Source organism: Bradyrhizobium icense (assembly GCF_001693385.1).
Lineage (GTDB): Bacteria > Pseudomonadota > Alphaproteobacteria > Rhizobiales > Xanthobacteraceae > Bradyrhizobium > Bradyrhizobium icense.
In genome coordinates this window covers 2,400,679-2,410,229 of sequence record NZ_CP016428.1, presented here as the reverse complement: position 1 = coordinate 2,410,229, position 9,551 = coordinate 2,400,679, and the positions used below count along the sequence as shown (strand labels likewise).

The 9,551-nt window shown below is 58.3% G+C and carries 21 protein-coding genes; 8 read left to right on the top strand and 13 right to left on the bottom strand.

What is annotated here, in order from left to right; all coding sequences use genetic code 11:
* Window positions 1-211: 211 nt before the first annotated feature.
* The 13 genes from LMTR13_RS40585 to LMTR13_RS11310 all read right to left on the bottom strand — a co-directional run bounded on the left by LMTR13_RS40585 (window position 212) and on the right by LMTR13_RS11310 (window position 4,525).
* Complete coding sequence (locus LMTR13_RS40585) at window positions 212-379, bottom strand: hypothetical protein (RefSeq protein WP_156795564.1); 168 nt, start codon at window positions 377-379, stop codon at window positions 212-214.
* The gene (gene nusG, locus LMTR13_RS11350) at window positions 376-978 is read right to left on the bottom strand and encodes a transcription termination/antitermination protein NusG (protein WP_065727951.1); all 603 of its coding nucleotides are present in this window, start codon (window positions 976-978) and stop codon (window positions 376-378) included. Before nusG ends, LMTR13_RS40585 begins: the two co-directional genes overlap by 4 nt.
* Window positions 975-1,208, bottom strand: a complete 234-nt coding sequence (locus tag LMTR13_RS11345; RefSeq protein WP_065727950.1) for a hypothetical protein — start codon at window positions 1,206-1,208, stop codon at window positions 975-977. Before LMTR13_RS11345 ends, nusG begins: the two co-directional genes overlap by 4 nt.
* Window positions 1,205-1,378, bottom strand: coding sequence for a hypothetical protein (locus LMTR13_RS40580; RefSeq protein ID WP_156795563.1), 174 nt, complete (start codon window positions 1,376-1,378; stop codon window positions 1,205-1,207). Before LMTR13_RS40580 ends, LMTR13_RS11345 begins: the two co-directional genes overlap by 4 nt.
* Complete coding sequence (locus LMTR13_RS11340) at window positions 1,375-1,905, bottom strand: hypothetical protein (RefSeq protein ID WP_065727949.1); 531 nt, start codon at window positions 1,903-1,905, stop codon at window positions 1,375-1,377. Before LMTR13_RS11340 ends, LMTR13_RS40580 begins: the two co-directional genes overlap by 4 nt.
* Complete coding sequence (locus LMTR13_RS11335; RefSeq protein WP_065727948.1) at window positions 1,902-2,159, bottom strand: DUF2312 domain-containing protein; 258 nt, start codon at window positions 2,157-2,159, stop codon at window positions 1,902-1,904. Before LMTR13_RS11335 ends, LMTR13_RS11340 begins: the two co-directional genes overlap by 4 nt.
* Complete coding sequence (locus LMTR13_RS11330; protein WP_065727947.1) at window positions 2,156-2,341, bottom strand: hypothetical protein; 186 nt, start codon at window positions 2,339-2,341, stop codon at window positions 2,156-2,158. The genes LMTR13_RS11335 and LMTR13_RS11330 overlap by 4 nt, the downstream gene beginning before the upstream one ends.
* Entirely contained in the window at window positions 2,304-2,543 is a 240-nt protein-coding gene (locus LMTR13_RS40575; protein ID WP_156795562.1) for a hypothetical protein, read from the bottom strand. The genes LMTR13_RS11330 and LMTR13_RS40575 overlap by 38 nt, the downstream gene beginning before the upstream one ends.
* The gene (locus LMTR13_RS40570) at window positions 2,540-2,695 is read right to left on the bottom strand and encodes a hypothetical protein (RefSeq protein ID WP_156795561.1); all 156 of its coding nucleotides are present in this window, start codon (window positions 2,693-2,695) and stop codon (window positions 2,540-2,542) included. Before LMTR13_RS40570 ends, LMTR13_RS40575 begins: the two co-directional genes overlap by 4 nt.
* The gene (locus LMTR13_RS11325) at window positions 2,692-3,210 is read right to left on the bottom strand and encodes a GcrA family cell cycle regulator (protein WP_065727946.1); all 519 of its coding nucleotides are present in this window, start codon (window positions 3,208-3,210) and stop codon (window positions 2,692-2,694) included. Before LMTR13_RS11325 ends, LMTR13_RS40570 begins: the two co-directional genes overlap by 4 nt.
* The gene (locus tag LMTR13_RS41640) at window positions 3,210-3,380 is read right to left on the bottom strand and encodes a hypothetical protein (protein WP_197521072.1); all 171 of its coding nucleotides are present in this window, start codon (window positions 3,378-3,380) and stop codon (window positions 3,210-3,212) included. Before LMTR13_RS41640 ends, LMTR13_RS11325 begins: the two co-directional genes overlap by 1 nt.
* 3 nt (window positions 3,381-3,383) lie before the next feature.
* Window positions 3,384-3,728: a hypothetical protein gene (locus tag LMTR13_RS11320; protein ID WP_065727945.1), complete on the bottom strand. Its 345-nt coding sequence runs from the start codon at window positions 3,726-3,728 to the stop codon at window positions 3,384-3,386.
* A 536-nt stretch (window positions 3,729-4,264) separates the two neighbouring features.
* A complete protein-coding gene (locus LMTR13_RS11310; RefSeq protein WP_156795560.1) occupies window positions 4,265-4,525 on the bottom strand; it encodes a hypothetical protein in 261 nt (86 codons plus the stop codon).
* A 51-nt stretch (window positions 4,526-4,576) separates the two neighbouring features.
* Between LMTR13_RS11310 and LMTR13_RS11305 the strand changes: the two genes are divergently transcribed.
* The 8 genes from LMTR13_RS11305 to LMTR13_RS40565 all read left to right on the top strand — a co-directional run bounded on the left by LMTR13_RS11305 (window position 4,577) and on the right by LMTR13_RS40565 (window position 9,493).
* The gene (locus LMTR13_RS11305) at window positions 4,577-5,311 is read left to right on the top strand and encodes a S24 family peptidase (RefSeq protein ID WP_065727942.1); all 735 of its coding nucleotides are present in this window, start codon (window positions 4,577-4,579) and stop codon (window positions 5,309-5,311) included.
* A 125-nt stretch (window positions 5,312-5,436) separates the two neighbouring features.
* Window positions 5,437-5,769, top strand: a complete 333-nt coding sequence (locus tag LMTR13_RS11300; RefSeq protein WP_065727941.1) for a hypothetical protein — start codon at window positions 5,437-5,439, stop codon at window positions 5,767-5,769.
* Window positions 5,766-6,722: a hypothetical protein gene (locus LMTR13_RS11295; protein ID WP_065727940.1), complete on the top strand. Its 957-nt coding sequence runs from the start codon at window positions 5,766-5,768 to the stop codon at window positions 6,720-6,722. The genes LMTR13_RS11300 and LMTR13_RS11295 overlap by 4 nt, the downstream gene beginning before the upstream one ends.
* Before the next feature lie 65 nt (window positions 6,723-6,787).
* A complete protein-coding gene (locus tag LMTR13_RS11290; RefSeq protein WP_236843353.1) occupies window positions 6,788-7,570 on the top strand; it encodes a RecT family recombinase in 783 nt (260 codons plus the stop codon).
* Window positions 7,567-7,968, top strand: coding sequence for a recombination protein NinB (locus LMTR13_RS11285; RefSeq protein ID WP_065727938.1), 402 nt, complete (start codon window positions 7,567-7,569; stop codon window positions 7,966-7,968). The genes LMTR13_RS11290 and LMTR13_RS11285 overlap by 4 nt, the downstream gene beginning before the upstream one ends.
* The gene (locus LMTR13_RS11280) at window positions 7,965-8,489 is read left to right on the top strand and encodes an HNH endonuclease (RefSeq protein WP_065727937.1); all 525 of its coding nucleotides are present in this window, start codon (window positions 7,965-7,967) and stop codon (window positions 8,487-8,489) included. The genes LMTR13_RS11285 and LMTR13_RS11280 overlap by 4 nt, the downstream gene beginning before the upstream one ends.
* 117 nt (window positions 8,490-8,606) lie before the next feature.
* Window positions 8,607-8,729 (top strand): hypothetical protein, encoded by a 123-nt coding sequence (locus LMTR13_RS43140; RefSeq protein ID WP_257784728.1) that lies wholly within the window; start codon window positions 8,607-8,609, stop codon window positions 8,727-8,729.
* Window positions 8,726-9,493 (top strand): DnaJ-like cysteine-rich domain-containing protein, encoded by a 768-nt coding sequence (locus LMTR13_RS40565; RefSeq protein WP_156795559.1) that lies wholly within the window; start codon window positions 8,726-8,728, stop codon window positions 9,491-9,493. Before LMTR13_RS43140 ends, LMTR13_RS40565 begins: the two co-directional genes overlap by 4 nt.
* The last annotated feature ends 58 nt before the right edge of the window (window positions 9,494-9,551 follow it).

The following is a 9,551-nucleotide window of genomic DNA, read 5'->3' as shown; positions in this document are numbered from 1 at the left end:
GGGCTGATACCAGAAGCCAGCGCCTGTTCTCGCGCGGCCTGATTTACCCTTGTTGAGGCACCCGGCTTTCGGCCGGCGCCCTTGCGCGCTCCGCCTCGGGCCATTTTGAATTCCGTTTGATTGTTTGAATTTTATTCAGCGGGCACAAGCCGCCCGGCGGGTGAAACGTTCATCGGCCGGAAATCAGAACGAACTGATTTGTGCTAAGCATTCAAGCCTCTGGTTTCATTTCCCTGATTATTTTTGCTGCCGCTTTGAACGCCGATTTATAGACCCGATTTCCCTGGGCTCGCTCAATGCGTACGGCGGCGCGCTCGAGGGTCACCCGCACCAATTGCGCCTTCTCCGTGAGAGTTGGGTTGTCGACCGTCTCACTCATGCAGCCCTCACGTTGCCGATGTGCAGTTTCCCATAACGGTTCTCGCCGTGGATCTTGAACACCACGGTCTTTTCGCGGCGGCCCTCCTTGGCGGTGACCGTTGCGAGCTGGTTGGCAAACTCGCCTTCCATAACCCTGATCCTGGCGCCGATCGGGATGGTGCCGCGGGTCGCGTCCCATTCGCCGGCCATTTGTCGAAGGCGCATGCTGGCTATCCAATCCGAGCAGAACGGCGCCGGCTGGACGCGCATGCCGAACTTGGTTTCCTGCCACTTCGAAAGGATGGCCTCGATTCCGTTGACCGCACGCACCGCATAGAACGACTGCTGGTCGTTCTCTGGGTCGACCTCCACGAAGATGTAGCGGCCGAGCAGCGGCTTATCCTTGGCCTTCCTGACGCGGGCGTGGGTGACCCAGCGCCGAACCTTCGGGTAGAAGCTCCGATATCCCAATTCGTGCAGCCCGAGCGCGGCGCGCGCCTGGCAGTTCGGATTGGTCACGGCACAATACCAGCGCGAGGTCGGGCTGATCTGGAACTCGGCTCGCTTCTCCTCGATCAGGTCGACAAAGCCGACGTGCTGGCCGATCTGGTATGTCATTGCTGCCCCGTGCATTCCTCGGTCCTCTCAGGTTTAACATTGCCGTCGTGGTATCCCTTCAGCCACTCGCGCGAGCGCTGTAGGCGGACGGTTTCGACAAGCTGCTCTGGTTCGAGTGTGGGCAGCCCCGAGGTGATTCCCTTGGACAGCGTTTTCGCACGCACAGCCTTGGTTTCATTTGCGTTTGGACTGATTTCCTTCACGCTGCCGTCTGAGGGGTCGCGGATCATGAACTGAGATATCCAGCAATCGGTAGTTCACCGGACGAAAGCGCCATGCGGACCTCCCGCAGCGCTTCCTCATAGGTGAAACTCGGGTCAACCTGCATTAATAGCCGTGCAGCCTGCTCAACCGTGTACAGCGCGTTTGGGTCGATGTTTTTGATCACTTCGTCGCTCATGCCCACCCCTTCTGCTTGATGATTGAACCGAGATCGGGAGACACATTCCCCTTGCCAAGCCCTCTCTCAACAGAGACAGTAGAAGTTATTCTTTCTGTATCTGTATCTGGCCGTTTTGCAGTAACGTGACTAACGCCGTTACGTAACGGCCCGTTACGTACACTGTCACGTAACGCCTTTAGCTCGTTCAGTTCATCCCGCTTGCGCCGCCTGTGGTTCTTCTGTCGCTCCGCATTCGTGTTGTCGACTTGGTCGACCTTGTACTGGCGGCCGTCCCAATTGTGCGGCTTGAAACTCTTCTCTGTCTTGTCGAGCAGATCGAGCGCATGCAGTTTGGCAAGGATGCCAGCGGCCTTCGCTTCCGTCATATGCAACGTGAAAGCCGTAACCGCGATTGGCGGCAGCTCGCCATCGTACTTGCCGGCAATGCACAGCACGTTCACCCAATGCTTGAACATCTCGGGTGAGAGCATCTGCGCCTTGGGATCATCCACGACGCCGGTATAGAAGCGAAACCAGGGCTTCACAGCATTCCCAATGCGTGCATGTAGGTTTCCAGAACAGCTTCCTGCTCGGCTCGGTCACTGGCGTCCTGCTTGCGCATCCGCACGATGGTGCGCAGCGTTTTGACATCCCAGCCGCCGCCCTTGGCCTCGACATAGACATCGCGGATATCGGATGCGATGCCGGACTTTTCCTCCTCCAGCCGCTCGATACGCTCGATGATTGCCTTGAGTTGGTCCTTGGCTATCGAGTTATGCCCTGCACTCGGCTCGCTCATCGCAAATACTCCTGCATGGCCTCGATGGCCTCAAGATACGCATCGCTCGGATCGCTAATGAATGCCGGCGCATCGATCTCCTCGGCCCCCTCCTCGATCGCAGCCAGGAAGGCTTCAGGATTGAAGCCGCGGGGGAATAGTTGGTCAGGATTGGTGAACGGCGACGGTGGTAGGGTTGTCATCGCGTTGCCCTTGGTTGGTGTTGGTGGGAACGCGGTGGATACTGGTTTCACGAAGAGCCAAGGACGTGCCATCAATGATGATGTTGGCGAGATGAGCCTTGGATATCTCAATGGACTGGAGTTCTTCCGAACCGAACGCCTGAAAATTGAAGACGAAACGGTCAGGCCCTGGTGTCGTCAAATATGCGATCTTGGCAATCATGCCGCTCTCCGCTTCTTGCACTCGATACGGAGCTGCCGCAGCATCAAATTCGCCAGCCGCTCTTCCAGCTTTGTCTTGCGCTCAGAGCGAGGCTTGCAGCGTTGCGCCGCGGCGCGTGTCTCGAAATACTGCTTGGCAATGGTCTTGCTCATTCGGCGGCCTCCAATAGCTTCTGCTTGTGCTCTGCGCGGCTCCCACGACGGAAGGTTTCGCGCTCTGCCCGTGAACGCTTGCTCACGTCAGCCGTTAGCCAGGAGTGTGGCCCGCAATAGCTCCGCCCGACTACGCTTGGATGGCCGCAGAATGTGATCTCGCAGCCCTCGCCGTACGGGTATTTGCAATCATCCTCGGCAAGATCGTAGAGCGAAACATTGCGCGGGATGATTTCAGCACAGCGCAACTGCACGGTTTCTGCCGACATTTTTGGAGGAAGTTCTGCCCTCACCGACTGCCTCGGGCGTTTTTCCCAGCTCTTCTGGATGGCCCGGCTCATCTTCTCCGCGCGCAGAACCTTGGATTCGGATAGACCCAAGCGGAAGATTTTCCCGAGAACCGCATTGCGGGTTAGGCCGCCAAGTTCGGCAGCTATTTCCGCCGCTGAAGAGCCGGTATCCCAAAGGTGCTTCAGCGTCTCTATCCGCTCTTCCGTCCAAGCATTCCCCCGCACTAGCCCCTCCCCTCGTCTCTTAACTTCGCCAGCAGATTGGCAATCACATGCTCGGGAAGAGCCAACGTGTTCGCGATGACCAGCGTGTCGTAGCCTTGTCGGAAGAGCGGCATGATCATGCAACTCTGTTGGATGCTTACGAAGTATTCAACGCGGCGAGGCTGGCTCATCGTCTAATCCTTGCCCACACTCTGCTGAAGAAGAGCCTTAGCCGAGCGAACTGAATTGACATCAGACCCGGCGATTTCCTCGGTTCGCTTAATTTCATTTTCCAGCTTTCGCATTTGTGCCGCACACTCTGCGCGATAAGCCGCCCTGATGCTCTCGTAGACCGAGATGCTGATTGTCCTCAGTCGGTCCCGGCGATAGCGAAGCGACCAGAGGAATCCGTAATCAACTCCATACTCACGCTCGATCTGGCGCATTGCGTTCTCGGTGTCGCCGGGACCCCTCGCTTTCATCCGCGTCAGGTCTTTCGACCAGATCGCAGCTTGATCGAGATACACAGCATCGTTCATTGGTGGCCCCTGTTTACGCAGACGCTTTTTGCACACTTGAAAACTCCTTCATGTTTTTGTTCCGGACATGAAGGCGGACAACGACAACGAACCGTTCAGCTTTATCTCGTTCGCTGCGCTAACAGCGAACGTCACCAGATATCTGCGACTAGACGAACAGAAGGACCAACGCGACGACGAGCGCAGCAGCAGTAGTGATGAAGAGAAGCGCGCTCTCGAACGCCTGGAATTTGTGAACCGGAGGATCAGAGACCTCAGACGGTTTGAGGAGAGAGCCGCGGGGAAGCGGCGGAAGAGATGAGAGATCGCGCGGCGTAATTGCGCGGTGGTGAGAGCCGGATCGTGGTTGTCCCCCCGACGCGATCCGGCTCGTTGCGCTTGCAAGCCCGAAATGACGGTGATGCGTCATGATACTCTCCGCATGTGCTGTGAATTGCTTGCGCCGGCAGCGACCTGGGATGGGGGCTGGAGCATCGCCGCAGCCGGCGCTATCGCGTCAGGAGAGGATGCAACTGACGCAATGGGGGTCGATGTGTTCATGCTGCGCCCGCGTGTTCCGACGGCGCGCGATCGTTCGCCTGCATGAACGCCCTCACCTTGTCCATGGTGGAAAGACTAGGGGTCCTGCCCTTGTGGAGGTCGCTGACGAACTTGGGGTCATTCAGGGAAAGCGTGCCAAAGGCCGTTGAACTCATTCCGGTTTTTCCCCGGAAGACCTCGATCTCGGCGATCAGCAATCGGATGGCAGGATGAATAGTCATAGAACAGGAAATACAGGAAATTTCCCATCCTGTCAACAGGGCAGTTCCTAGTTCATTTCCTTAAAGGTAATCTCCTATAGGGAGGTTATGGATGTGGTGCGAAAACTGATTCTCGATCGGCTGCAGGAACTCGGTCTCAACATGGCCGAGGTCTCGAACCGGCTTGGCCGAAATGAAACCTATCTGCAGCAGTTCCTAAAGAGAGGGTCTCCCCGGGAATTGCATGAGCGAGATCGCATAGTTTTGGCTGGAATCCTTAACGTTTCCGAGGACCAGCTACGCGGCCCTTCGTCAATTTTGCCTAAAAGGGAATACGTTAAAACTAATGTGAGTTCCCGTGAAAGTTTAGTTGTGGACCAGCCCCGCGCCTATAATCTGCCTCAAAATCAACAACCAGCCCCAGCCATCACGCCGGGGGCGCAACTGGTAGGGGATAAGGATTTGCCGGTCTTTGGGACCGCGCAAGGTGGCAGCGGGGCGTTAATAGTGACCAATGAGCCGGTGGACTGGGTAGTCCGCCCTGACCCTCTTCTTAGGGTTAAGGACGGGTACGGGATGATCGTGACGGGCGATTCAATGGACCCAGCGCTTAGGGCCGGATCGATAGCTCTCATCAACCCCCACCTGCCACCAAGGCCAGGCGATTACTGCCTGTTCCGCAGCCACGCCGAGGATGGCACAACACACGCCGCTATCAAGGAGTACCGGGGCGAAACCGAGGCGGTCTGGAAGGTCCGCCAATACAATCCACCGAAAGATTTCACCCTGAAAAAGAGCGAATGGCAGATTCGCCATAGGGTCGTAGGAAGCTATTTCTCGTAGCGAAACCAAGTTTTTATAGCCCCGGTTAACCCCGGGGCTGAATTATTTTTGGGCGATTGTAATTTTCCTGTTTACAATACAGGAAATTTCCCATAGGGTGTTTCCCATCAACACGGGAGCACGACATGACCGACGAAGAGAGCATGGGCAAATGGTTCGCCCGGGTCACGAAGCCCCAGCTCAATGAATACAACAGCCGGATGGGAGTTGCTGCCGCGTACCGCGGCGCCCCGCGCTGGGACCGCGAGCGCGCCGCCGCGCAGCGTGAATTCCACGAGGCCACGGCCGAAGCCCGCCGCCTCTATGAGACCGCGATGGACGAGCTGTCCTCGCTTGGCGAGATCACCGAGGCGACAGACTACGCGCTCACTCAGTTTGATGTTGGCGCGATCGTCACCGAAGCCCCGCTTTCCCCCGATCTGGAAGTCATCCGTAGCTGTTTGGAGCGCACGTCATGAACGCAGTTGAGAAGGTTTCCGTCATCCCGACGGACCAGTACGACTTCTGGCGCCGCCGCATGGCCGGCGAAGTTGTGCCGATCCACGACGGCGAGCCGCAGGCCGGCTTCTACAGGCTGAAGACTCGCGATGGCGAGTGGCAACCGGTTGCATACTGGTTTGGGAAAGAAGGCGATCTGCGCTGCAGGATCGGCGGCAAGGATGTCAACGAACAAATTGCCAATGAGCGCTGGCTATGGGCGTCTAAGGCTCCGATTACGCACGAGGTTTACAAGGCCGTCATTGCTGGCGAGCCGTGGCCGGATCAGCACGAGGCTGTCATTCGCGACCGCGCGAATTCTACCGGCGCCGCCGATGAGAATTCGTTCGACGGCTTGAAGGACCGCATCGAGGATCTAGCCCGCGATGCTCAAAAGCTAATCGAGGCCGGCCCGGCCGAAGATCAGTCAGCCGCCGACCGGGCCTCTGACTTGGCGAACCGTCTTTCCGAACTGCAAAAGACAGCCGACGCCGCCCGCGCCGCGGAGAAGAAGCCGCATGACGAAGCCGCCGCTGCTGTCCAGGCGAAATGGAAGCCTCTGCTTGGGACCGCCGACATCTACAGGCGCATCAAGGAGGCGGTCATTACGCCGTTTCTGGTGGGCGAGGAGAAGAAGCGTCGTCTCGCGGAAGCCGAAGCGCGCCGAAAGGCTGAAGAAGCGGCTAAGGCCGGGCAGCCCATCCCTGAACCCGCGCAGCAGCGCGCGGCGCCCAAGGCCGGCAGCGGCGGCCGTCGTTCGGTCGCACTCCGCACAATCAAGGTTGTCACTATCACCGACCGGAAGGCCGTTCTCGATTTCTTCGCCGAGAACCCGCAGATCACCGAAGTCCTGCAGAAACTGGCTGAGAAGGTCGCGGCGGCCGGCGGCACCGTGCCAGGCGTCTCCATCACCGAGGAACAGAGGGCAGCATGAGCAACGCAGTTGCAATCAAGCCGCAGGGCCGCTCGGTCCTGATCGACATGGCAACCCGCTTTGGCATGGAGCCGCAGGCTTTCGAGGCCACGGTTCGCGCCACCTGCATTCAGAAGGCCAGCCGTGAAGAGTTCGCCGCCTTCCTGCTTGTCGCCAAGGAATACGGGCTAAACCCGCTCACCAAGGAAATCTACGCCTTCCCCGCGAAGGGCGGCGGGATCGTCCCTGTCGTTTCCATCGATGGATGGATCAACCTCGTCAACTCGCACAAGGCTTGCGACGGCTTCGAATTCGACATGGAGCACGGCGAGGGCGGCGAGCTGATTTCCTGCACCTGCCGCATGTTCCGCAAGGATCGCGGTCGTCCGGTGACGGTCACCGAATATCTGTCGGAATGCAAGCGCGGGACTGAGCCGTGGAAAATGCAGCACCGCATGCTGCGCCATAAGGCCATGATCCAGGCAGCGCGATACGCGTTCGGCTTCTCTGGCATCTATGACGAGGACGAGGGCGAGAAGATCGCCGAAATGCGGGATGTGACGCCCCAAGACGAACCGCCGGCACCGCCCGCTGCCCCGACCGAGGCAAAGGCGGCTGAGCAAGCGGTGCCCGTCATTGAGACGGAAGTCATCCCGCCTACTGCGAAGGCCGATGGCCTGCCCAATGCTGCCAAGGATTCGGACGGCTTTGTGCGCGCTGTGATGGCCCGGTTTGCCGAAGCCACAGACGGCGACCAACTGAATGACCTCTGGGAAACCCTGGTTGAGCCGAACAAAGAGCATCTGTTCCCGCCGGACGAAGAAGACTTGCTTGGAGCTTACCGACGTCGAGAAGGTGAACTCGTATGAGCCGCGCGCAAGTCACCCTCTGCGGGCGCGTCGACCGTGAGCGCGCCGCCAATTGGGTCTGGAAGATGCCGGCAGGAACGCGCGTCACCTTCAAGGAGTCCAAGCGCACCAAAGACCAGAACGACAAGATGTGGGCGATGCTCACGGAAGTTGCGACGCAGCTTGCGTGGCATGGTCAGAAACTGGCGCCCGATGATTGGAAAATCCTGTTCCTGGATGCACTCAATCGCGAGATGCGACCAGTCCCCAGCCTCAACGGTGAAGGCGTCGTCAACCTCGGCCGCTCTTCCTCGAATCTGTCCAAGCACGAATTCTGCGATCTGATCGAACTCATTCACGAATTCGGCGCGCGGCATGGCGTGGTGTTCCGTGATCAGAACGCGACGGAGGCGGCATGAGGCTGGAATTCAGCAAGCGCACTATGCGGGAAGCGCGCGAACGCGCCGAAGGCCTCTGCGAGGGCCTGCTTTCGAACGGCGAGCGCTGCAACGCGAACCTCGCGCACAAGCCTTGCCACTTCGATCACATCATTCCGGCTGCGATCGGCGGGGACAACAGCCTGCAGAACTGCGCCTTCCTTTGCGTGCCGTGCCATCTCGAAAAAACCACCAAGCGAGACATCCAAGATCATCTCACTGCCGGACCAGTGGACACCCTCGCCCGCGCCACTCATCCAGGCATGGCGCATTTTGCCGGCACTGGCCCGGCGCTAAAGACGTGCCGAGAATGCGCCTTCTGGAACCACAAGCTCTACGACTACCGCGCGAAGAATGGGAAGTGGCGCGGTCTGATCTTGCCGGCGGACTGCAACAAGTACCGACAGATGACACAGCGAGTTGGCGACAAGATTCCAGACGACGCTGCGGCCTGCAAATACTTCGAGCAGAGCGAACATGTTCCCGCGCGATACGCAAAGTAGTCCGCCGTTCCACAGCCCGAGGGAAACCATGACTCCTTTCGTTCCGATCGACCCGGCCACAGCCGCGCTGGTTCTCCCGTGCATCCTTGGCTTTGCAGCTTATTGGGTGATCTTCGGATGATCCGCGCGCTGTACGCGGTGATTTTCGTCATGGGCTTTGTCGCGGCCGGCGCATTTCTGCATTTCGTTGGCGACGCAAACGATTATCAACGGCGGGAAGAGATTGAGAGGGTGAGATGATGACGAAGGAACTTCGCTTTAGCGAACAATCGTGGTCTCATGAAGAGCGAGAGGTTCGCGCTCCTGCCCAAAGAACACCTCTGGATCTAGATCCAGACGAACTTAACAGGTTGGCCACTGAGGCGTTCACCAAGGCTGCGCGTTCTGCCCAAGGGGAAAAACTGACTTTGCCTGTTATGTATCCTGACGGCCAGGGCGGATATCACGTCGGCAACGCAAGTCCTGTTCCGTTCGGACAGAAGTCGCTACAGGATCGCACCTGCCAGCACTGTCAAGGATCGGGGTATATCGGCGAGCCGTGCATTCGAAACGAATGCACCGAATGTCAAGGCGAGGGATCGTGTGACGTGGAAGTTGTGGCAGCCGAACCGCCACAGGTGCAGGAAACATGCTCTGACTGCGGCACGCGCGAGCCCTGCGATGACGACTGCCCGAACGATCCTTCTCCTGTTTCATCCGGACAGATGAACGGAAAGACATCTCCCGAACAGCGCCAAAAGTTCATCAATGCGATTATCGCTGCTGATGTCTCGTATGCCGCGAACAATAGACTGCATATTAAGTTCATCGAGCACATGGCGGATTGCCTCATGGCATCTGATCTGTCTTCCCCGCCATCACCGGATGACATGGACTTCGAGGTCCTGAAACTGATCCGGGTATGGCGTGAATGCCATGCCGAGAAGCGCCCATCAGCCGCAGCATTGGCTGAGCGCATTATCGCAGTCGTGTCATCAACGGATGCTCGTTACACGCCGTCTTGAGGAACAATCAGACCGCCATGGCCCCAGATACAGAGCTTGAGATTTACCAAGCTGTCCT

What these genes read in the sequence shown, in the direction of transcription:
- LMTR13_RS11345 (WP_065727950.1), bottom strand. Translation starts at nt 1,208, where the DNA reads ATGATCCGCGACCCCTCAGACGGCAGCGTGAAGGAAATCAGTCCAAAC.
- LMTR13_RS11335 (WP_065727948.1), bottom strand. Translation starts at nt 2,159, where the DNA reads ATGAGCGAGCCGAGTGCAGGGCATAACTCGATAGCCAAGGACCAACTC.
- nusG (WP_065727951.1), bottom strand. Translation starts at nt 978, where the DNA reads ATGACATACCAGATCGGCCAGCACGTCGGCTTTGTCGACCTGATCGAG.
- LMTR13_RS40575 (WP_156795562.1), bottom strand. Translation starts at nt 2,543, where the DNA reads ATGATTGCCAAGATCGCATATTTGACGACACCAGGGCCTGACCGTTTC.
- LMTR13_RS11320 (WP_065727945.1), bottom strand. Translation starts at nt 3,728, where the DNA reads ATGAACGATGCTGTGTATCTCGATCAAGCTGCGATCTGGTCGAAAGAC.
- LMTR13_RS11305 (WP_065727942.1), top strand. Translation starts at nt 4,577, where the DNA reads ATGGATGTGGTGCGAAAACTGATTCTCGATCGGCTGCAGGAACTCGGT.
- LMTR13_RS11280 (WP_065727937.1), top strand. Translation starts at nt 7,965, where the DNA reads ATGAGGCTGGAATTCAGCAAGCGCACTATGCGGGAAGCGCGCGAACGC.
- LMTR13_RS40570 (WP_156795561.1), bottom strand. Translation starts at nt 2,695, where the DNA reads ATGAGCAAGACCATTGCCAAGCAGTATTTCGAGACACGCGCCGCGGCG.
- LMTR13_RS41640 (WP_197521072.1), bottom strand. Translation starts at nt 3,380, where the DNA reads ATGAGCCAGCCTCGCCGCGTTGAATACTTCGTAAGCATCCAACAGAGT.
- LMTR13_RS11295 (WP_065727940.1), top strand. Translation starts at nt 5,766, where the DNA reads ATGAACGCAGTTGAGAAGGTTTCCGTCATCCCGACGGACCAGTACGAC.
- LMTR13_RS11330 (WP_065727947.1), bottom strand. Translation starts at nt 2,341, where the DNA reads ATGACAACCCTACCACCGTCGCCGTTCACCAATCCTGACCAACTATTC.
- LMTR13_RS43140 (WP_257784728.1), top strand. Translation starts at nt 8,607, where the DNA reads ATGATCCGCGCGCTGTACGCGGTGATTTTCGTCATGGGCTTTGTCGCG.
- LMTR13_RS11290 (WP_236843353.1), top strand. Translation starts at nt 6,788, where the DNA reads ATGGAGCCGCAGGCTTTCGAGGCCACGGTTCGCGCCACCTGCATTCAG.
- LMTR13_RS11285 (WP_065727938.1), top strand. Translation starts at nt 7,567, where the DNA reads ATGAGCCGCGCGCAAGTCACCCTCTGCGGGCGCGTCGACCGTGAGCGC.
- LMTR13_RS40580 (WP_156795563.1), bottom strand. Translation starts at nt 1,378, where the DNA reads ATGAGCGACGAAGTGATCAAAAACATCGACCCAAACGCGCTGTACACG.
- LMTR13_RS40565 (WP_156795559.1), top strand. Translation starts at nt 8,726, where the DNA reads ATGATGACGAAGGAACTTCGCTTTAGCGAACAATCGTGGTCTCATGAA.
- LMTR13_RS11300 (WP_065727941.1), top strand. Translation starts at nt 5,437, where the DNA reads ATGACCGACGAAGAGAGCATGGGCAAATGGTTCGCCCGGGTCACGAAG.
- LMTR13_RS40585 (WP_156795564.1), bottom strand. Translation starts at nt 379, where the DNA reads ATGAGTGAGACGGTCGACAACCCAACTCTCACGGAGAAGGCGCAATTG.